This is a genomic window from Flavobacterium sp. KACC 22761 (genome assembly GCF_034058155.1).
In the GTDB taxonomy this organism is placed as follows: Bacteria; Bacteroidota; Bacteroidia; order Flavobacteriales; family Flavobacteriaceae; genus Flavobacterium.
The window spans coordinates 1,526,194-1,547,998 of record NZ_CP139148.1 but is presented as its reverse complement, the minus strand read 5'-3'; the positions used below and the strand labels follow the sequence as shown (position 1 = coordinate 1,547,998).

Sequence of the window (21,805 nt, the reverse complement as noted above, 5' to 3'; positions counted from 1 at the left end):
AACTAACTAAACTATGAAAACCTAAATCACTTGGTGATTTAGGTTTTTTTCTTTTATAAAAATGCGATATTTTTGGCGTTTAATACCTGCCTCATGCAAAACGTTTCAGAAGCTGCTGCTTACACCTTACAATTCATAAATCAGACGCAAAAATCTATTTTTCTTACCGGAAAAGCCGGTACAGGAAAGACGACTCTTTTGCGTGAAATTATTGCTACAACACACAAAAACACTGTCGTTGTAGCGCCTACAGGTATTGCGGCGCTTAATGCGGGCGGTGTTACAATTCACTCGATGTTTCAGTTGCCGTTTTCGGCTTTTCTTCCTACTTACGAAGAAAGTTCTCAGTTTACCGAAACGGTGAAATTTGAAAATAAAGAATCGCTTCGACGACATTTCAAAATGAACAACGTGAAGCGAAATGTGATTCGAAATATGGAATTGCTGATTATCGATGAAGTCAGTATGCTTCGCGCTGATTTACTGGATGCTATAGACTTTATGATGCAGACAGTTCGCAGAAATACTCGTGCTTTTGGAGGTGTTCAAGTGCTTTTTATTGGCGATTTATTGCAATTGCCGCCCGTAATTCGGGATGAAGAATGGCGAACTTTGCGCAATTATTACAAGGGCAAATTCTTTTTTCATTCACATGTTATTCAGCAAAATCCGCCTTTGTATATTGAATTATCTAAGATTTACCGTCAGAGCGATGATGTTTTTATTTCGGTTTTGAACAATCTTCGAAACAATCAAATTTCGAAAGACGACGTTGAGATTTTGAATCAATACGTAAAACCCGATTTCGATTTAAAAATGAATCCAGGTTATATTACGCTAACGACTCATAATGCCAAAGCAGATACAATCAACGAACAAGCAATCAGGGATTTGCCAGGAAATGAATTCAGTTTTCAGCCTTTTGTAGTTGGTGATTTTCCAGAGAAAATTTTTCCAGTTGAAGAAAACTTGAAGTTGAAAGTTGGCGCTCAAGTCATGTTTGTAAAGAATGATTTATCTTTTGAAAAAAGATATTTCAACGGAAAAATGGGCGTGATAAAATCGCTTTCGGCAGAAGAAATTTTCGTTCATTTTCCTGAAGAAAACAAAACGATTGAAGTCGAAAAGTACGAGTGGAAAAACATTCGCTACAAGGTAAATGAACTTACAAAAGAGATTGAAGAAGAAGTTTTGGGCACATTTGCGCATTATCCAATCAAATTGGCTTGGGCCATTACGGTTCATAAAAGCCAAGGTCTGACTTTTGAAAAAGCTGCGCTTGACGTATCGCAAGTTTTTTTACCTGGACAAGCCTATGTAGCACTTTCGCGTTTAACGTCCTTAAACGGGCTTGTTTTGCTTTCTTCGATGCAAATGAACGGACTTTCGAATGATCAAGATGTCATGGATTATGCTTTGAACAAAGCAACCGAAGACGATTTGAAAAATTCACTGCATTTTGAAACCAAGAATTTTATTCATAACTATTTGATCAACAGTTTCAATTGGACCGATTTGGCACAAGAATGGCGAAATCATAGATTTAGTTATAATGAAAATGCAACAAGTTCTGAAAAATCAAAACATTCGGTTTGGGCGCACAAACGTTTGGATTCAATTGAAAGTTTGGTAGATCCTTCGCAGAAATTCATTCTACAATTGAATAAAATTTTCAACAGTGAAACCGTCGATTTGATTTTTGTGAAAGAAAGGGTAGAAGCGGCCTATGAGTACTTTTTTAAACCGATGGATAAATTGGTCACAGATTTATTGGCTAAAATGGCTGAAATTCAGAAATTTAAAAAAGTAAAAGAGTTTTATGAAGAATTGTCTGTTTTGGATGATTTACAGACTAAAGCTGTTTTGCGATTGATGAAAGCAAGATTGCTTATGCAAATTGTCGTTTCGCGTGAAACAATCAGCAAAGAAAGTTTAACATCTCCAGCTATTAAAAATTATAAAACAGATAAAATTTCGAGAATCCGTGATGAGTTTAAAATGACCAATACAGATATGTTTCAAGTCGAAGAGCCAGCAATGCGTTATTCTTTTAAAAAAGTGGATAAAACAGCCGAAAAAGGACCAAAAAAGACGACAGTTGAAGAAACGCATGAACTTTGGTTGGAGAAAAACTCAATTGAGGATATTGCCCGAATCAGAAAAATCACGAAACAGACTGTTGAAACGCATTTGATAAAACTAATTCAGGCCAAGAAAATTGAGATTTCAGAAGTACTTCCTGATGATAAAATTTTGGCACTTCGGGATGCTTTTGAATTTTACCAAGAAGAATCGCTAGCGCCTTTGAAAGAAAAATATGGTGATGAATTTACTTGGGATGAGCTTAAAATGTTCAAAGCCAGCATCAATTGATTTTAGATTTTAGATTTTAGACTGTTCAAAAACATTATGTAAAATAGGTTTTGCAAATAAAGGTGATTGACCGTTCCACGATAAACAAAAGATAAAAAGCCGATTCATTTTGAATCGGGTTTTTGTTTATAGCGCGGAAATCACTTTTTCAAGCTCTTTTTGCTGCGTTATTTGCGTTAATTTTAGTTTTTGAATGTTCACCTCGTTTTCACTTTTTTTTAGTCGTGTTTTGGTTATTTCTTCGTCAGATAGAGAAGTAGTGGCAATTTTGTTCTCCAATTTTTGATTTGTCGCTTGCAGTTTTTCAATTTTGTCTCTCGTTGCTTTCAAATTGCCTTCTGATTTAACGAGATTTTTCTTTTTGTTTTCAACCTCTTTCAGCTTGCTTTTTAATTCTGAGATTTTGGTGTCAAGGGCTTTGTGATTTCGGTCGGACAGATTTTTTAAGTCGGCATCAATCTTCTTTTGTTCTAATTCTAAAGTTTTAGAATCAGTATTGGTTTGTTGTGCAAAGAAATAGCCAGTGTTCATAAGGAACATAGCCAATGCCATAATTTTAAAGCTTTTCATTTTTTTTTGAATTTAATAAGAAGCTAAATTATTATACGGAAAAAATCGTAATTACCTCAGAAGAATTTTAAAACACAAGAATAAGACAAAAAAATCCTATTCGGAAAGAATAGGATTTTAAGGGATTTTATAAGTTTTCGACTAATATCCAAGCATCTGGATTTTCGCCTTTTTGTATTTCTTTTTGAGCTTTTGTAGCTTCGGCCATAGTGGCGTAACTTCCATATAAAACAGGAAACAAGCCGTGTTTGTTTTCGCCAAGCATACGTGCTTTATAACCATCTTTAATCAATTGGTCATATGCTTTTTTTGCATTTGCCTCACTTCTGAATGCTCCGGCCATAATGTGATAAGGCATTAGTTTAGCTTCTGGAGATTCAACTTTTGCAGAATCAACTGAAAGCGTTACCGCTGGCAAAGGATTTTGGATGAAGAAAGTCGCTTCCTGAATTTTGTTTTCTACTTTTTTCTGAACAGCACTTTCAACAACTAAGGTTTGAGAATCAATTTGGTTTTGGTATAATGGATAGCCGATACTTCCCGTAATACCAAGTCCTAAAATGAAAATGGCAGCATATTTCAATAAAGAATTTGATGATTTTGATTCTTCTTCACCAAAAAGAGCAACAGTTTCTTTTTCTGTAATTTCTTCCAGTTTTCGCTCGAAAATTTCTTTTTTAACAACTGGAGAAATAAACGGACTTAGTCCAAAAGAAGTGGCCAAATAGTTGGTTTGATCATTTGGAGTGAAAATGATATTTTTTTCAGAATTCAGACGAATTTCGCCAATATTTTTTAAGCTAATTGTTCCATCTTCTTCAAGCGTTTTTTTCCAGCTTAAAACTTCAAATGCAATTGCGCTTACGGCAAAACCATAAGATGTTTTTTCAGCATTTGCGATATGATTGGCAAGCAAACCGTCATTGTTTTTTAAATGACTGTTGAAAGAAATCAATTTTTTAGGTGGCGAAAACGAATTTGTGTTTTCATTCACCTGTGCCGACTGAGTTTCTGTTAAAAACGCACCAAATCCTGGAACCGTTACACACTGATAACGATACAATAACTGTCCTATGTAGTTTTCGATTTTCATAATAACAAAGTTATGGAACGAATATAGTTATCAAAATTTTATTCACAATTTTTATTAACAATTCGGATTATTTTATAGACAATTCGTTTTCAATTATTTAAATAAAAGACGTTTTGTTTTTTGCTCGTGCCAACTTTATAAATTGGTGTTTTTATTAAGAAATTACTTTATTTTAGTCATATTTGCACTTTAGAATTGTTTTAGTTTTCGGTTCTATTTTACATAATGTTTTTTGAAAATGTCAGATCAGGAATTATTTTATTTGTTAGCCTTACTTAAAGTTGATGGAGTAGGCGATATTATGGCCAAAAAATTGCTATTGCATTGTGGTAGCGCAGAAGCAGTTTTTAAAGCAAAAGCGGTTCAAATTGCCAGTATTGATGGCATTGGTGCCGTTTTGCTTAAAAATTTGAAGGATAAAAGTGCTTTTGAGAAAGCCAGTCTTGAATTAGAGTTCATCCGCAAAGAGAAAATAAATGTATCCTATTTTCAAGATGATGATTATCCAGATCGTTTGAAACATTGTATAGACGCACCGGTTTTGATTTTTACTTCTGGAAATATCAACTTGAAAAACAAAAAGTTAATCAGTATTGTGGGTACACGTCAAGTTACTTCGTATGGAATTGATTTTTGTAAAAAACTTATCGAAGATCTCGTTCTTCTTGATCCTGTTATTGTCAGCGGATTTGCTTATGGAGTTGATATTGTGGCGCATCAAATAGCTATGGAAAACAATTTGCAAACGATTGGCGTTTTGGCGCATGGATTAAATCAAGTTTATCCAAGAACGCATAAAAAGTACATTGCTAAAATGGAAGAAAACGGCGGATTTATTACGGAATTTTGGAGCTCTTCAAATCCAGATAAAGAAAAATTTGTGCGCCGAAACCGAATTGTAGCTGGAATGACAGAAGCCACCGTCGTAATTGAATCTGCAGATAAAGGCGGTTCTTTAATTACCGCCAATTTAGCAAATGACTACAACAGAGAAGTTTTTGCAGTTCCTGGCCGTGTTTCAGACCGATACAGTCAAGGATGCAATAACTTAATCAAAACTCAAAAAGCGAATGTTTTAACAAGCGCAGCCGATTTGATTTATGTGCTGAATTGGGATCTTGAAAATAAACCAAAACCGATTCAAAGACAGCTTTTTGTAGAACTAGATTCTGATGAAGAAGTTATTTATAATTTCTTGATTAAAAATGGAAAAGAACTTCTGGACATCATTGCATTAGAATGTAATTTCCCAATTTTTAGATTGTCTGGAATTCTTTTGAATATGGAGCTTAAGGGCTTAATCAGACCACTGCCAGGGAAAATGTTTGAAGCAATTTAATGGGTTTTTAATAGAAAAATTAGCACGAAATAAATAAAAGAATATATTTGTTTTAACCAAAAACCTTAAGTTAAATGAATATAATTGAATTATTTGAAAACGCTGGAATTTACAATGCAAACCTACGATCTTTCAGCTCTGAAGACATTGAAAAAGCAAAAAAACAGTTTGAAATTGAGCGATCTGGCAACACAAATGTAATGCCTGATTTAGGAGAAAATTTGGTTTTAGCAATGGAGAGTTATGCAAATCAGCTCTTGTTTGTTTGCAATAATCGAATTCTTTACAACTTTTTTTCTAAAAAGAATTATTCTCGAAACAGGTTTATTTCTGATCATCCAATTTCCTCTAGCAAAGAAGATGTTAGGATCTTTATCGATAAATTTTTGTCTAAAGATTTGGATGCGATTTTAGAATATTACATCACTAATAATCGATTCGATAATATTGATGATTTGTTTGAAGTTAAGGAATATTTGCCTGAAAGTTCGTTAGAGCGATTGAGCAATAAAGTGTCTGAAAAATTAGATTATGCCATTCAAACTGTTAATGGAAGTTTACAGCCATCTGCTGTAAGTGAAACAGTTGAGTTTTTAAAATACCGCAGTTTTTATGTTCTGGTTTCTCATTTCAGATCAGCTGAAAAAGATGAAAAAATTAGAGCGGTTTACAACAAAGTGTACAATTTGCATAGCAATTCGGTCGTAAGGCATGAATTGATAAACCCGATGATTTCGTCTTTGGTAAACTATAATGCAGTTGATTCTGAGTTGAATAATTTGTTCAGAAAAAATAAAAATCAGCTTGATGCAGCTCAGGAAAGAGTAGACAATGCCAGCAGTTCATCAGGATTTTCAGGTTGGTCTATTGCCGTCGTTATTATCGTTATTATTCGATTAATCCTTTTGATGGTGCGCCTTGGCAGAGCTTAAAAATGCAAATTTTGAGATAAGAAAAAAGCCTAATAGAAAGTAAATCTATTAGGCTTTTATTTTGAGATTCTATTTTTCAAATCCTAGAACATTGCGGACTTTTGCTAAAACTCCATCTGCAACGACAGAAGCTTTTGCAGCACCTTTTTTTAGTAAGGCATCGACTTCTTCAAGGTTGTTGATATAGTAATTGTATTTTTCTCTTTCTGTTTTAAATTTTTCGGTAATCAATTCAAACAAAGCTTGTTTGGCGTGACCATAACCGTAATTTCCTCCTAAATAATTAGCTCTCATTTGAGCAATTTGCTCTTCATTTGCCAATAGAGAATAAATCGCAAAAGCATTACAAGTATCTGGATTTTTTGGAGCTTCGAGTGGCGTGCTGTCGGTTTCGATGCTCATCACTTGTTTGCGAAGTGTTTTATCATCCAAGAAAATATTGATAATATTATTTGCAGATTTACTCATTTTTCCGCCATTTGTTCCCGGTATCAACATACTGTCTTCCTGAATTTTAGCCTCTGGAATCACAAAAGTTTCTCCCATCTGATGGTTGAATCTTGAAGCTACGTCGCGCGTAATTTCTAAATGCTGTAATTGATCTTTTCCAACCGGAACAAATTCGGCATCGTATAATAAAATATCAGCTGCCATCAACATCGGATACGTAAAAAGCCCGGCATTAACATCGTCTAAACGGTCAGATTTATCTTTGAAAGAATGTGCCAAAGTCAATCTTTGGAACGGAAAAAAACAACTTAAATACCAAGTCAATTCAGCAGTTTGAGTCACATCAGATTGTCTGTAAAAAGTAACTTTTTCTGGGTTCAAGCCACACGCAAGCCAAGCCGCCGCTGTGCTATACGTATTTGCTCTTAATGTTTTGCCGTCTTTGATTTGTGTAATAGAATGCAAATCAGCAATGAACAAATAAGATTCATTTGCAGGATTGTTCGATAATTCAATTGCTGGGATAATTGCGCCCAGTAAATTTCCTAAATGCGGCGTTCCTGTACTCTGAACACCCGTAAGTATTTTTGCCATTCTCAATTTTTTCTGAATTGCAAATGTCGTGATGTTTTTTCTAACGGCAAAGTTTGCAACGGTTTTACACTTAGAATTGAAAATTTATTGGATATTTTTTAACGCAGAGGGCGCAAAGGTTTTTCGCTGAGCAAGGAAGTTTTTTTGCGAATTGCTTTGCAATAAGTTCCCTAAGTTTTAATTTTCTTTATAAAACTTTTAGATTGTGACAATAGTTTAAATTATAAGAAAATATTTATAAATTTGATGTTTTTTATTATGACAGAAAACGAAATATCAACTATTATCATTGGACTTGCTATAGAAATTCATAAAAAACTAGGCCCGGGTTTATTAGAGAATGTTTATAAAGAATGTTTGTTTTATAAAATTAAACAACGTGGACTTTTTGTAGAAAAAGAGAAAGCTTTGCCGTTGGTTTTTGAAGAGGTTAAACTTGATTGTGGGTATCGCATTGATTTGCTTGTAGAAAATAAGTTTCTAATTGAAATTAAGAGTGTAGAATCACTTAGTTTGAATCATTAGGCACAAACCTTAACGTACTTAAAACTTGGAAATTTTAAACTTGGGTTACTGATAAATTTCAATGAAAGTCTCCTAAAAAATGGGATAAGAAGAGTAATAAACAATTTATAGATTTAACTTTGTGAACTTACTGCAAAGTAGATCTCAAAAAATAAACTTCTTTCCTTTGCGAAAATCCTTTGCGCCCTTTGCGTTAAAAAACCAATGACACAGAAAGAAATCTCTATAAAATTCATTTCCGTTTTATTACTTTTGAAGTTATGAAAATATTTAAAATTGCTTTTTGGGTTTTATGGCGCATTTGGTTTTATGTTTTAATGGCCATTCCGATATTGATTATGTTGCCGTTTTTGCTGATTTCTATCATTTCGGAACGCGGATATCCCTATTTCTTCAAAATGGCCCGCATTTGGGCTAAATTTATCCTTTTCGGGATGGGTTTTTATTACAAAGTAAAGTGCGAACAAAAGCTTATCAAACATACAAGCTACATGATTGTTGCAAATCATACTTCGATGACAGATATTATGCTGATGCTTGCCCTTATTAAAAATCCTTTTGTTTTTGTGGGAAAGAAGGAATTGGTTAAGATTCCGTTATTTGGATTTTTTTATAAAAGAACTTGTATTTTGGTTGATAGAAACTCTTCAAAAAGTAAAAATGAAGTTTTTAAAAGAGCCCAAAACCGTTTAAATCAAGGTTTAAGTATTTGTATTTTTCCCGAAGGTGGTGTTCCAGATGATGAAAGTATTTTGCTGGATGAGTTTAAAGACGGAGCATTTCGTTTAGCGATAGAACATCAAATTCCGATTGTTCCAATTGTTTTTCCAGACAACAAAGAGCGCTTTTCATATACCTTTTTTAGTGGAAGTCCTGGAAAAATGCGAGCAAAAATTCTTCCATTTGTGGAAACAAGAGGTGTAACTAGCGATCATCGAAAGGAGCTTCGGGATCAAGTAAGACAATTGATTTACAATGAATTGGTCGAATTTCAGAAAAAAGATGCTAAAAAATAAAAAACAGAACCCGGCAATCCTTAAGCTCTAGGATACCGGGTTTTCTTTTGAACTAAAATAACCCCTTATTTTTATTCAAAAATCTTATCTGTGAATGATTTTTTCAGAAATAAATCGCAATACTTTTTTAAACTTCAATTTGGTTTTTCTGCGGTTTTTATTGTACAACACTTCAATTTTCTCTTTCATGGTTAAAAACATTAAGGATTGATAATAAAGAGTTTGGTTAGAACTCAGTTAACGTCACAATATATAGAGCGCTAAAAATGAAAAAGGTTGCGTAAAAAAATGTTTTTTTGGAATAAAAACCCGTCAGCACCAAACAAACTGACGGATTTTTATTAAAACAAATCAACCAAATTCATTCTAAAAATTTAAAAAAAGGCACTTATGGCGATGCCAATAAATTTTATAACTATTTATTAGATTCGATTTTTTGAAATGGTTGCGTCATTTTTTAATTTTTTTTCAAAATAAAAAACCCGAAAGTTTAAATACTTCCGGGTTTTTGAAAATATAAATCTGTATTATTCAGATTTTTAAAGATTTAAGCGTTTGCTAATTCCTTCATATGTTCTTTAATTTTAGCTTCTAATTCATCAGCCAATTCTGGATTATCTTTGATTAAAGCTTTAACAGCATCACGTCCTTGGCCTAATTTTGTATCGCCATAGCTAAACCAAGATCCTGCTTTTTTAACGATATCAAATTCAACAGCAAGATCAAGGATTTCTCCTGTTTTAGAAACACCTTCGCCGTACATGATGTCAAATTCAGCAGTTTTGAAAGGCGGTGCCACTTTGTTTTTAACGATTTTAACTTTAGTTCTGTTTCCAATTACGTTTTCACCATCTTTAATTTGAGCAGAACGACGGATATCTAAACGTACAGAAGCGTAGAATTTCAATGCGTTACCACCCGTTGTAGTTTCTGGATTTCCAAACATAACCCCAATTTTTTCACGCAATTGGTTAATGAAGAAAACCGTACAGTTTGTCTTGCTGATAGTTCCAGTAAGTTTTCTTAAAGCTTGAGACATCAAACGTGCGTGAAGACCCATTTTTGAATCTCCCATTTCGCCTTCAATTTCGCTTTTTGGTGTTAAGGCTGCAACCGAGTCAATTACCACAATATCAATTGCTCCAGAACGGATTAAGTTTTCAGCGATTTCTAATGCTTGTTCTCCATTATCTGGTTGTGAAATGATTAAGTTTTCAATATCTACGCCTAATTTTTCAGCATAATTTCTGTCAAAAGCGTGCTCAGCATCAATAAAAGCGGCAATTCCTCCTGCTTTTTGTGCTTCAGCAATTGCATGCAACGTCAAAGTAGTTTTACCAGATGATTCTGGACCATATATTTCGATAATTCTTCCTTTTGGGTATCCATTTACCCCAAGCGCTAAATCAACGCCAAGTGAGCCAGAAGAAATCGTTTCTACTTCCACAATCGCTCTATCCCCCATTTTCATTACGGTTCCTTTTCCGTAGGTTTTGTCAAGTTTATCAAGCGTTAATTGTAACGCTTTTAATTTGGCTTCTTTGTCTGAACTCATATTTTTTAAATTATCTTAATTGTTATTTTTTGGTTTCCAGAATAAAACTCAAAAGTAAGAAATAACTTTCTTATTTGTATTTAGCTGAACTTGTTAATTGCAAAACTAGTTCTTTTTTTTGGAGTTTGGTTGCTCCAAATTGTTCCAAATTGTCACAAATTTGATTACAAAAACAAAGCTTTTAATTCTGTTGCTTCTGATGGTTTCATTTTTCCTGCAAGCACCAAACTCAGCTGTTTGCGACGCAATGCAGCATCGAAACGCTGGATTTCAAGCTCTGTTTCTGGAAGAATTGCAGGCACTTCAACGGGCCTTCCGGTATCATCAACAGCGACAAAAGTGTAAATTGCTTCGTTTGCTTTCGTTCTGCTTCCAGATTCGCGGTCTTCAACCCAAACGTCAATGTAAACTTCCATTGAGCTTTTGAAAGATCTAGAAACTTTAGCTTCGACCGTAACAACGCTTCCAAGAGAAATTGCTCTATTGAAAGCAACGTGATTTACAGAAGCCGTAACTACAATTCGGCGTGAATGACGACGAGCGGCAATACTTGCAGCGCGATCCATTCGGGCTAGCAATTCGCCGCCAAAAAGATTGTTTAAAGGATTTGTTTCGCTCGGTAAAACTAAATCAGTTAAAATAGTTATAGATTCTGAAGGATGTTTTGAATTCATTTTTTTGTAAAATTATAATTAAGCGTGCTGATTAATTCAGCCAATAAACAGCCATAACGGCTGGTATAAAATAGATTACGATGGTTCTAGCGCCATCATAATCCTTTGCAAGTCTTTGTCCGAAAAGCATCATCAATAAACAGATGCATGAAAAAATTGCACCATAAAAACCAAATTCACGGCCACTGTTTAATGCGATTTGAATGGCGCCAACAACAGATAAAATTCCTGAAATCAATTCCAGAATCAACAAGTGAATAAGTGCTAAAGGGACTTGGTTTTTTAAAGGTGTTTTGGCAAAATGCTCTTTAAGCCAGTTTACATTATCTTTCCAATAAAAAATTTTTTCATAGCCTGATTGTAAAAAGGTTATGGCTAAAAATGCTAATAATAAAATAGAGGCAACATTGTTCATTTGAGGACTATTTTTTATGAATTAAACGAGTCAGTTTTATAGATAAATCGGTTAGGATTATTTTTGCATTTCCGTTTCTTTCAATGTGATACATCGCATCAGAAAGCTCTTTGAAAATTTCATGAATGTTGTTTCCGTTTACAAAAGGCGCAAAATTTTCAAGTTTGAATTTGTCCACTTTTGGCTCAATGTAAACCAAAGTTGGCGTTTGATAATTCAGTAATAAAGCCTGACGAAACATTTCGATGCAAAACTGAATAAATTTTTTCTGGCTTTCACGTCCAAGGCTGGCTATTTCCTCACTCCAGGAAATCAAATCTTGAATTGCTGCAGCATTTCCTTTTGCTCTAAATGCGGCACGAACCCAGTTTACAAACCATTGTTCAAAAGGATATTCGGAGTCATCTTCTTTTATCAAATGCATTGCTTTGTTGAAATTTCCTTGTGCTTGATGCGCGATTTTTTTGGCTAAATTCGAATCAATATTTTCGCGTGAAACCAGGGCATCTGCAATTACTTTTTCTGGAAGTCCGTTAAAGTGAATTACCTGACAACGAGAGCGAATGGTTTGAATAATATCTTCTTCATTTTCAGAAATTAAAATGAAAATGGTTTTGTCTGAAGGTTCTTCAAGGAGCTTTAAAAGTTTATTTGAAGCGGCAATATTCATTTTATCGGCCATCCAAATGATCATGATTTTATAACCACCTTCGTATGATTTTAGCGAAAGTGATTTTAAAACTTCCTGCGCATCTTCAACCCTAATTTCACCCTGTTTGTTTTGAACGCCTAGAATTTTGTACCAGTCAAATAATCCTCCATAAGGCATTTCCTGTACAAACGTTCTCCAATCCTGAATAAAATCTAGACTTTTTGGTTTGGTTTTGACATCTTCGGTAGTCACGGTTGGGTAAATGAAATGAAGATCTGGATGTGAAATGTTTTGAAATTTCAAATTGCAGGAATCATTTCCATTTTCGTTTTCGTTGCCGGTATTATTGCACAAAATATACTGCGCATAAGCGATCGCGGTTGACAAAGTACCGCTTCCTTCTGGCCCAACAAATAGTTGCGCATGCGGAATTCGTCCTGAAGATGCACTTTTTATCAAGTGACTTTTGATATAATCTTGACCTAAAATTTGAGAAAATTGCATGAAGCAAAGATATAAGAAAATGATGTAGGCAAAAATTTTAGATTAAAAGATTATGAGTTGTATTTTGATGTAAAAAACAGGAATGTTTTTTTTCTTAAAAACAAGTTTCTGTCAACTTAATTTTGTTAATAAATTGCTTCACGCTAGCAGATATGAAGACTTTTTTGTTAATATTTTTTTGCCAAAAACGATAAACGTAATGTTTTTTTGGCTATTTAAAGGTAAAAGTTTGGTGTTTTTTATAGTTTTTATCTTACAGTTTTGATTTTAACAAATTTAACAAAACTCTCGTTAAAACGCACATTTTCTCGACATACGACTGGTTTTTAAGGTTTTTTTAAGTTTTTTTTTTGAAAAAAGAAATCAATAAAGTTGCGATTTAAGTTAATTTATATATTTTTGTTTGCATGAACAACCAATTATAAATCGAATCTATGAAAGGGAAAATTATTTTATTAAGTACACTTTTTTTCTTGACGACTGCAGCTGTTTCAGCACAGGCAAAAAATGCTCCAAGAAGTATAATTAGTACAACGGCTCTTATCAGAAAATACCATGATCAAAAAGAATTGAGCGGTATGCAAAAAGGAGAACTTTTGGAATTATACATTGAGCGTATTAAAGTTTTAGTGAAAACCCTTCCGTACATTGCTTTGGTTACAAAACCAGGAGTTACCATGGCCGACTTAGGTATTCCAGACGATTCTGAGCACAAAAAAGTATTAGATGCGCAAGCAGTTGGTACTACAACTTTCTTGGATACAACTGTTGATTTCCAAAGAAAGATGATGCCTTACTCTGATAAAGGAAACTTGATCGCGGCGATTTTATTTTACGAAAGCACATTGAAATCATTACACGAGTTCAACGATTTGAACGAAATGTAATAAAAAAATATATTTTTAAAACCTCTTTTGGCTTGTTTTCGTAGATGATTTAGATTTTCGAAAAACATTAAGAGAGTAATAAAAAATAACTCGTTCTCGATGTGTTCTGATTATTTCAGAAAAATCGAGATGAGTTTTTTCATTTACGCATACCCAAATTTATTATTAACCCTAATACCCCCTTATCATGAAAAAAATTACTCAAATGATCTGCGTTCTTTTGACAGTTACTAGTATGAGTGCTCAGCAAGAGAAAGGAATTATGGGCTACAACAATTGGTTGAATAACTGGACCGAATTTAAGCCTAACAAAGTAGAGTATGGAGAAGCAAATCAAATTTTAGCAGGAAACATTTCTGTTAATACTAAATTGCTGAAGAGGAATGTATATGTTTTGCAAGGCAACGTTTATGTTACAAACAATGCAGTATTAACAATTGAACCAGGAACTTTAATTATTGGTGATTTTGAAACAAAAGGAACATTGGTAGTTACAAAAGGTGCACAAATTATTGCTGATGGTTTAGAAACTGATCCAATCGTATTTACTTCAAACAGAAGCCAGAAAAAAGCTGGTGACTGGGGAGGAGTTGTACTTCTTGGAGATGCGCCAATCAATAAATTTGGAAATGTAGGTTCTTACAACATGGATTTAGATCCTAGTTTAACTACTTATGGTGGTGATAATGTAAACGGAAATTCAGGCGTTTTGAGATTTGTTAGAATCGAATTCGCAGGAAAAAAAGTTAAAGGTGTAGATACTTTCAATGGTTTGACTGTTGCAGGTGTTGGTGCAAAAACTATTTTAGACAACGTTATGGTAAGCTACGCAGGTGGTGACTCATTTGCTTTCTTTGGAGGTGATGTAAACGCTACTAAATTAGTTTCTTACAAATCAATCAACGACGATTTTAAATTTACTCAAGGTGTTCAATGCCGTTTATTCAACTCATTGGCAGTTAGATCATCTTATTTATCTTCTAATAAAGATGGATCTCGTTGTATGGAGGTAAAATCATTCGAAAAGAAAAGCGAAACAGATTTTACTAAAAAACAAACTCTTGTTGTTGCAACAAATATTACAATGTTAAATGACAGTGAGAACATTAAAGCTGATATTCAGGCAGGTTTAGTAAAAGAAGCAATTTATGTTGCTGAAACTGCATCTCTTGAAATGAAGCGTAGTGTAATCTCTGGATTTAACCCGGCCGTTTTGCTAGACAGTAAAACTGAAATCAATGATGCCAACCTTAAAAAAATCAAATTTGAGGAAATGTACTTCAATTTATGTAACGGAAATATCTTTACAGAGTACAATACAAACAATGAAGATTTAGAGGGCTGGTATGGAAACCCTGTGTTCTTTAACGTTTACTCTCAAAGTGACAACAAAGAAACTTTCATTGATATTTCAAATCCTAAGAAACCAGATTTCAGATTACAATTAGGAAAAATTACAGCATCTAGCGGAAAATAGATAAGTTTCGATTTTTATTTCAGAGCGTAAATTTTATTAATAAAGTCCCCAGACACAATTTATGTTAGTCTCGTCAAGGACCAAATAAAGATCAAGACATAATGGCCCCATCTATAAAAAAATATTTTATTTATATTATATTTTTGGTTTCGCCTATAGCAGCTTTAAATGCACAAAGTAAATCAGAAAACACTACTGTTTCTACTGATACTAATGGCATCGCACTGGCGTGTAATAACAACCAAAAAACAGAAACGGCTGATACAACAGTGATCAGCAAATTAGAGAATTCTAATCAGTTAGCAGTGGAGCTATCCATCCCCAAGGATAGCTTTGCTATAGCTAGTGATGCGAACGATCAAAAAACTTCAGAGTGCAAAGAAAATTCATCAATTACAGCTTCTTATTCTGTTCTTGCGAAGGACATTATAGAGAACTATAAATATGATTTTTCAGAAACATTCATCGATATCTTGTTTTTTGAAAATATAGACTTAGCAAGAAGAAGAACTATATGATTCAGAAAACTACGCTATCTGTAATCCGATTTATTGCATTTTTTAGTATTTTGTTTTGTACTGAAACGAATACTTATGCCCAAACGATAGTGCCCCAGCAATTAAATTTTGATAGAATTTGTGCTGGGCTTATCATCGATGGTGCGCCTTTTAATCAATATGCGGCTACTTTTAGTTATGTAAATTTTCCAGCTGGAACTACTTTTGAGGTAGAACTTTCTGATGATGCTGGGAATTTTACAACCCCTACAGCTACAACAAAAATTTCATTTACAGATGATCCTACGTTACAGCAACAAACAATTCGATTTGCTGTTCCAACAAATTTAAAGGGATCTGATATTTACAGCTTGCGTGTAAAAAGTAATACGGCAACTCCTGTTTATAGCTTAAGATTTAAAAATCTTGCAAACAATACCTCTTTTCCAGCGTATTATAGTACTTATGTGAGTGCATTTTACATAAATGAAAAATCACCTACGGCTACAATTTGTTCTGGAGGAAGTATTTCGCTTTCTGTTTACAATCCAACACCAAATGACGTTCCTTCGTCTCCGGCCAATTATCCAAATTTAAAGTATAAATGGTATAAAGATGATGTTTTGATTGCTGGACAAAGTGGTACAACGTTAGTAGTAAATTCGATTGGAACCTATTACGCAAAATTAGATTATGGACTATGTTCAGAAGACAATTTAAGTTCAAATCGTGTTACCGTTACGACTTCAGGATCTGGTTCTTCTGTAACAATCTCATCAAGTTTAGGTAATCCATTTTGTTCAAGCGGATCAGGAACAGTCTTGACGGCGACTTCAGGAAATAGTTACGTGTGGAAAAAAAATGGAACTGTAATTTCAGGTGCTACAAGCCGTAGTTATGTTACAAATGAAGCGGGAATCTATAGCGTTGATGTTGATTTTGGTGGATGTAAAGCAACAGGAACAATAGATCTTAAAGGAAACAACTTTACGGCTTCATTAAATGTCCCAGCAACGAATGTTATTGCCCCAAACGAAACATTAAGCGTTACGGTGACTACAAATGCTGTGAATCCGACTTTTGAGTGGTATCTTGGAAACACAGTGATAGCAGGTGCTAACACTAATACTTACTTGGTATCAACAAAAGGAAATTACAAAGTAAAAATAAGCCAAGCAACAGGTTGTATCGTTGAACAAGAATTACCGTTCGCAGTTTCGTACGATAGTAATCCGGTTACTTCTGTAGAAAAAATTGCAAATATTATAAGCTTGAGCAGTTATCCGTATGATGTATGGGATATTCCGAGTGAATACAAAAACCCAGAAACTAGTGTTAAAATAATTAGTTCAAACGGAGACATGGTTCTTGATGTTGTCAACTATCAAGGCGATTGGCCCCCGTCTGGATCAATTGATATTAAAAATGTAAATCCCGTTTATTACTATGTCATTCATTCCCAGACAGGTGAAAAGAAAGGATCAATAACCCTGATAAAATAAAATGAAGAAAATCCTACTATTCATAACTTTATTTTACGGTTTTTCAAATGTACTCTATTCTCAAGATACTAAATCTGAGGATGGAGTTGTTTCGTTTTCTTTACCTATCAGAAATTCTTTAAAGTTCAATAGATATTTAATTAACCCAACTTTCAGCTTTGTACGCGAATCAAACCCTTATGTGAGTTTTTACAATAAAAGACAATGGGTTTCATTTGATGATGCACCAAACACTTATTTATTTGGTTATTCTGGTCGTTTCAGAGAGAATGAAGCTTTTGCTTTTGGATTATTTCAACAAAATTATGGTGTTTTTACTGTATTTGGAGGAGTAGCCAACTTTGCCCATAATATCGTTTTGCAGGAAGATAGCAATTTGACATTTGGCCTTAATGTTGGTGCTTACCAAAGTGGTTTAAACAGAGGAAAAATCGTTACAAATGATCCTAATCTTCCAATAGATAACGTTCCATCAAATACATTGCTTACAGTAAATCCTGGAATCAATTACGGTACAGCATTTCTTGATTTTGGTTTGTCGATCAACAATTTGGTTCTTTACAATTTTGGTTCTGGAATGGTAAAAGACGATCCAGAAAGAGCAATTGAATTGCACGGTATGTACACGGGTTACATTGACAGCTACGGATTTTTTGATAGAAGCAAATTCTCGGGAATAGTAAAAACAGAAATCAAAAAAGATAAAACAGTTTTATCGGGACTTGCCATGATTGCAATTCCGCAAGGAGTTTGGGCACAGGTTGGTTACAATACTTTATACGGTGTTTCGGCAGGTTTAGGAGCGAATATTTCACCAAGTATTTCTATCGAGTACAATTATGAAAGAGGTTTTGGGAATTTTACCAATTTAGGAGGTTCTCACGAATTTGCAATTGCTTACAGATTCAAAAACAAAAATTACTATTATGGTGATGATGACGAAGGTTCTCTTATCGATCCTTCTAAGCCAAAACCAGTAATGGCTAAAAAGACTACAACAGCTCCTGTTACAAGAGTAGATGGTGCTGAAAAAGCAAGATTAGCCGCAGAAGCAAAAGCGATTACTGATGCTGAAGCTAAACAAGCACGATTGGCAGCTGCTGAAAAAGCAAAAGCAGATGCTGAAGCTGCGACAAAAGCCAAGTTAGAAGCAGATACTAAAGCCAAGGCTGATGCTGAAGCGCTGAAACTTAAATTAGCTGCAGAAGCAAAAGCAAAAGCTGATGCCGCAGCTGCAACAAGAGCACAAACTGCAACAGCAAATAGAGCGGTTGCTGCAACACAAAAAACACAAGCTCAATTGGCAGCTGATAAAGCAAGAGCCGATGCTGAAGCGCGTAGAATACAATTAGCTGCCGACAATAAAGCACGTGTTGATGCGGCCGCAGCAGCAAGAGCGCAAGCTGCCGCAAATAAACCAGGAGCAACAGCAACAAAAACACAAGCTCAATTAGCAGCTGATAAAGCTAAAGCAGATGCAGAGGCTATGAAGTTGAAATTAGCAGCTGATGCAAAAGCAAAAGCCGATGCTGAAGCAGCAAAAGCAAAAACAGCTACTGTAAAACCAACAGAGCCACAAAAAACACCTGCACAATTAGCAGCAGATAAAGCTAAGGCTGATGCCGAGGCTGCGGCAAAAGCAAAATTAGCTGCTGACGCTAAAGCTAAAGCTGATGCAGAAGCATTGAAAATTAAGTTGGCAGCCGATGCAAAAGCAAAAGCAGATGCAGCTGAGGCGAAGAGAAAAGCTGATGCAAAAGCGAAAGCAGAAGCAGCAGATTTACAATCGATTTTAGCAGCTGATGCAAAAGCAAAAGCTGACTCAGATGCATATCAAGCTAGATTAGCAGCTGAAGCGAAAACTAAAGCAGCAGCTGAAGCGAAAACTAAAGCGGCAATTGACGCGGCTAACAAAGCCAAAGCAGCGGCAGCGCTTAAAGCAAAACAAGCTCAAGAAGCAGCATTAAAAGAAAAATTAGCAGCTGATGCAAAAGCCAAAGCAGACGCAGAGGCAAGACAAGCATTGATTGCTGCTGAAGCAAAAGCAAAAGCAGACGCGGAAGCATTAAAGATAAAACAAGCAGCAGACAAAGCGAAAGCTGAAGAAGAGGCAAAACAAGCAAAATTAGCTGCTGATGCAAAAGCTAAAGCTGATGCTGAAGCACAACAGGCAAAATTAGCTGCAGATGCAAAAGCAAAAGCAGATGCGGAAGCTCAAGCAAAACTTGCAGCTGAAGCAAAAGCAAAAGCGGATATGGAAGCTTTACAGGCAAAACTAATTGCCGATGCAAGAGTTAAAGCTGACGCTGAAGCTACAGCAAAAGCTAAAGCAGAGGCAGAAGCAAAACAATTAAAAGAAGCTGAAGAAGCACGTCAGGCTAAGTTAGCTGCCGATGCAAAAGCTAAAGCGGATGCCGAGGCACTTAAAGCAAAACAAGCTGCTGATGCAAAAGCAAAAGCGGATGAAGAGGCTCGTCAAGCACAATTAGCTGCTGAAGCAAAAGCAAAAGCCGATGCAGAAGCACTTCAAGCGAAACTAGTTGCGGATGCAAAAGCGAAAGCCGATGCAGAAGCTAAGGCAAAACAAGCTGCTGAAGCAAAAGCGAAAGCGGATGAAGAAGCGCGTCAGGCGAAATTAGCGGCTGATGCAAAAGCAAAAGCTGATGCTGAGGCACTTCAAGCTAAACTTGTAGCTGATGCAAAAGCGAAAGCCGATGCAGAAGCTCTTAAAGTAAAACAAGCTGCTGAAGAAAAAGCTAGAGTGGAAGAAGAAGCTCGTCAGGCGAAATTAGCTGCCGATGCAAAAGCCAAAGCTGACGCGGAAGCTCTTAAAGTAAAACAAGCTGCTGAAGAAAAAGCTAGAGTGGAAGAAGAAGCTCGTCAGGCGAAATTAGCAGCTGATGCAAAAGCAAAAGCTGATGCCGAAGCACTTAAAGCGAAACTTGCTGCAGACGCAAAAGCAAAAGCGGATATGGAAGCATTACAAGCTCAATTGCTTGCTGATGCAAAAGTAAAAGCTGATGCCGAAGCAACTGCCAAAGCAAAAGCTGATGCTGAAGCAAAACAATTAAAAGAAGCAGAAGAAGCCCGTCAAGCAAAATTAGCAGCAGATGCCAAAGCGAAAGCCGATGAAGAAGCTCGTCAAGCAAAATTAGCTGCAGACGCAAAAGCAAAAGCTGACGCAGAAGCCTTAAAATTGAAACTTGCAGCAGACGCCAAAGCGAAAGCTGATGCAGAGGCTTTACAAGCAAAACAAGCAGCAGAAGCAAAAGCAAAAGCCGATGAAGAAGCTCGTCAAGCAAAATTAGCTGCAGACGCAAAAGCAAAAGCTGACGCAGAAGCCTTAAAATTGAAACTTGCAGCAGACGCCAAAGCGAAAGCTGATGCAGAAGCTTTACAAGCAAAACAAGCAGCAGAAGCAAAAGCAAAAGCCGATGAAGAAGCTCGTCAAGCAAAATTAGCTGCAGACGCAAAAGCAAAAGCTGACGCAGAAGCCTTAAAATTGAAACTTGCAGCAGACGCCAAAGCGAAAGCTGATGCAGAAGCTCTTAAAGTAAAACAAGCAGCTGAAGAAAAAGCTAGAGTTGAAGAAGAAGCTCGTCAAGCGAAATTAGCTGCAGACGCAAAAGCGAAAGCTGATGCAGAAGCACTTCAAGCAAAATTAGCTGCCGATGCAAAAGCAAAAGCCGATGCAGAAGCGTTGAAAGCGAAACAAGATGCTGAAGAGAAAGCTAGAATTGAAGAAGAGGCTCGCCAAGCGAAATTAGCTGCAGACGCAAAAGCAAAGGCAGATGCAGAGGCAGCAGCAAAAGCGGCTTTAGCACAAAAAGATGAAACAGCAAAAGCGATCGATAACTTAACAGAATCTCTAGATGCTTCAAGTAAAAATCAAAATGATTTATTGGCTCAGTTTAATGCAACAGTTGCCAACAAACAAAAAGATTTGAATGACTTAAGAGAAGAAAATGATTTAAGTGAAAAAGGTATTTATAGAGAACCGAAACCATTCAAGAGTGTAGCAGCAGAAAATAGCCAATTAGAAGCTTTAAAAGCAAACATTGCTGAGGCAAACAGACTTCAAAAAGACGAGATTGCTAAGTTGACGAATTTATACAACGAAAGGCTTAAAAAGGTTCCGAATAAAAATGATGCTTTAAACAGAGCTTATTTAGAAAAAATAAATCAGTTGAAAGCAGCACAATTGAAAATGGAGCAGGACAGTGCTGATTTACTTGCGAATTTAGAGCGTATTAAAGCAGAAACTGAGATTGAGAAGAAACGTAGAATTAAGCGTGCAGCTTACGAAAATGATCAAGGACGATATAACCAGGATCTAGCAGCTCTTAAACGTATCAAGGAAACTACTAAAATTAGCAGTACACCTTTAACAGCAAGTGATTTTGATTTTGGTGAAGACCAGTCAAATATGCAGATCATCAAGAATATTAAAAATTCTGAAAATGGATATTATATGATTCTTGCCGTTCATAGCAGTGTTGAAAAGAGAGATGAATTCCTTGCAAAAGCAGTTGCTGCAGGACGTTCAGACATTAATTTCTTTTATAATATAGCAACAAGTAAATATTATATCTATTACGAGAAATTTGAAGGTTTGCAAGAAGCGACTAAAGCATTAGAAGCAAAAGGAAACAAACCATACAACGGCAAATTGGCCATCGTAAAAGTGGAGAATTAATAGAAGTAAAAAGAAAGTCAGTCCTTCTTAAATAATCGTAAGAAGGACTTAATA

Annotated in this window: 16 protein-coding genes and 1 pseudogene; 10 read left to right on the top strand and 7 right to left on the bottom strand. The window is 35.4% G+C overall.

Annotated features, from left to right (window positions below; all coding sequences use genetic code 11):
- The first annotated feature begins 93 nt into the window (after nucleotides 1–93).
- Entirely contained in the window at nucleotides 94–2,373 is a 2,280-nt protein-coding gene (locus tag SCB73_RS06740) for a helix-turn-helix domain-containing protein (protein WP_320569311.1), read from the top strand.
- Nucleotides 2,374–2,499: 126 nt separating this feature from the next.
- Here SCB73_RS06740 and SCB73_RS06735 read toward each other — a convergent pair whose 3' ends face one another.
- Together SCB73_RS06735 and SCB73_RS06730 are read right to left on the bottom strand one after the other, a co-directional pair.
- On the bottom strand, nucleotides 2,500–2,943 hold the full coding sequence (locus SCB73_RS06735; RefSeq protein ID WP_320569310.1) for a hypothetical protein: 444 nt from the start codon (nucleotides 2,941–2,943) through the stop codon (nucleotides 2,500–2,502).
- A 127-nt stretch (nucleotides 2,944–3,070) separates the two neighbouring features.
- On the bottom strand, nucleotides 3,071–4,036 hold the full coding sequence (locus tag SCB73_RS06730) for an HU domain-containing protein (RefSeq protein ID WP_320569309.1): 966 nt from the start codon (nucleotides 4,034–4,036) through the stop codon (nucleotides 3,071–3,073).
- A gap of 238 nt (nucleotides 4,037–4,274) precedes the next feature.
- Between SCB73_RS06730 and dprA the strand changes: the two genes are divergently transcribed.
- Complete coding sequence (gene dprA, locus SCB73_RS06725; protein WP_320569308.1) at nucleotides 4,275–5,375, top strand: DNA-processing protein DprA; 1,101 nt, start codon at nucleotides 4,275–4,277, stop codon at nucleotides 5,373–5,375.
- Between the two features lie 74 nt (nucleotides 5,376–5,449).
- Nucleotides 5,450–6,307, top strand: coding sequence for a hypothetical protein (locus tag SCB73_RS06720; protein WP_320569307.1), 858 nt, complete (start codon nucleotides 5,450–5,452; stop codon nucleotides 6,305–6,307).
- Nucleotides 6,308–6,376: 69 nt separating this feature from the next.
- On the opposite strand, the gene trpS is transcribed toward SCB73_RS06720, so the two are convergent.
- Complete coding sequence (trpS, locus tag SCB73_RS06715) at nucleotides 6,377–7,351, bottom strand: tryptophan--tRNA ligase (protein ID WP_320569306.1); 975 nt, start codon at nucleotides 7,349–7,351, stop codon at nucleotides 6,377–6,379.
- A 246-nt stretch (nucleotides 7,352–7,597) separates the two neighbouring features.
- On the opposite strand from trpS, the pseudogene SCB73_RS06710 reads away from it, so the two are divergent.
- Together SCB73_RS06710 and SCB73_RS06705 are read left to right on the top strand one after the other, a co-directional pair.
- Nucleotides 7,598–7,987, top strand: a pseudogene (locus tag SCB73_RS06710) (GxxExxY protein).
- 149 nt (nucleotides 7,988–8,136) lie between these two features.
- The gene (locus tag SCB73_RS06705) at nucleotides 8,137–8,892 is read left to right on the top strand and encodes a lysophospholipid acyltransferase family protein (protein WP_320569305.1); all 756 of its coding nucleotides are present in this window, start codon (nucleotides 8,137–8,139) and stop codon (nucleotides 8,890–8,892) included.
- Nucleotides 8,893–9,439: 547 nt separating this feature from the next.
- Here SCB73_RS06705 and recA read toward each other — a convergent pair.
- The 4 genes from recA to SCB73_RS06685 form a co-directional block, all read right to left on the bottom strand.
- Nucleotides 9,440–10,447, bottom strand: coding sequence for a recombinase RecA (recA, locus tag SCB73_RS06700; RefSeq protein WP_026727347.1), 1,008 nt, complete (start codon nucleotides 10,445–10,447; stop codon nucleotides 9,440–9,442).
- A 164-nt stretch (nucleotides 10,448–10,611) separates the two neighbouring features.
- Nucleotides 10,612–11,121, bottom strand: a complete 510-nt coding sequence (locus SCB73_RS06695; protein ID WP_320569304.1) for an acyl-CoA thioesterase — start codon at nucleotides 11,119–11,121, stop codon at nucleotides 10,612–10,614.
- Nucleotides 11,122–11,152: 31 nt separating this feature from the next.
- Entirely contained in the window at nucleotides 11,153–11,536 is a 384-nt protein-coding gene (locus SCB73_RS06690; protein WP_320569303.1) for a DoxX family protein, read from the bottom strand.
- A 7-nt stretch (nucleotides 11,537–11,543) separates the two neighbouring features.
- The gene (locus SCB73_RS06685) at nucleotides 11,544–12,692 is read right to left on the bottom strand and encodes a DNA polymerase III subunit (RefSeq protein ID WP_320569302.1); all 1,149 of its coding nucleotides are present in this window, start codon (nucleotides 12,690–12,692) and stop codon (nucleotides 11,544–11,546) included.
- Between the two features lie 434 nt (nucleotides 12,693–13,126).
- Between SCB73_RS06685 and SCB73_RS06680 the strand changes: the two genes are divergently transcribed.
- From SCB73_RS06680 to SCB73_RS06660, 5 genes are all read left to right on the top strand, one after another.
- Complete coding sequence (locus tag SCB73_RS06680; RefSeq protein WP_132988283.1) at nucleotides 13,127–13,579, top strand: hypothetical protein; 453 nt, start codon at nucleotides 13,127–13,129, stop codon at nucleotides 13,577–13,579.
- Nucleotides 13,580–13,766: 187 nt separating this feature from the next.
- On the top strand, nucleotides 13,767–15,056 hold the full coding sequence (locus SCB73_RS06675) for a hypothetical protein (RefSeq protein WP_320569301.1): 1,290 nt from the start codon (nucleotides 13,767–13,769) through the stop codon (nucleotides 15,054–15,056).
- A gap of 101 nt (nucleotides 15,057–15,157) precedes the next feature.
- Nucleotides 15,158–15,574, top strand: a complete 417-nt coding sequence (locus SCB73_RS06670) for a hypothetical protein (protein ID WP_320569300.1) — start codon at nucleotides 15,158–15,160, stop codon at nucleotides 15,572–15,574.
- The gene (gene sprC, locus SCB73_RS06665; RefSeq protein ID WP_320569299.1) at nucleotides 15,571–17,055 is read left to right on the top strand and encodes a gliding motility protein SprC; all 1,485 of its coding nucleotides are present in this window, start codon (nucleotides 15,571–15,573) and stop codon (nucleotides 17,053–17,055) included. Before SCB73_RS06670 ends, sprC begins: the two co-directional genes overlap by 4 nt.
- Nucleotide 17,056: 1 nt before the next feature.
- A complete protein-coding gene (locus tag SCB73_RS06660) occupies nucleotides 17,057–21,751 on the top strand; it encodes a PorP/SprF family type IX secretion system membrane protein (protein WP_320569298.1) in 4,695 nt (1,564 codons plus the stop codon).
- Nucleotides 21,752–21,805: the final 54 nt, after the last annotated feature.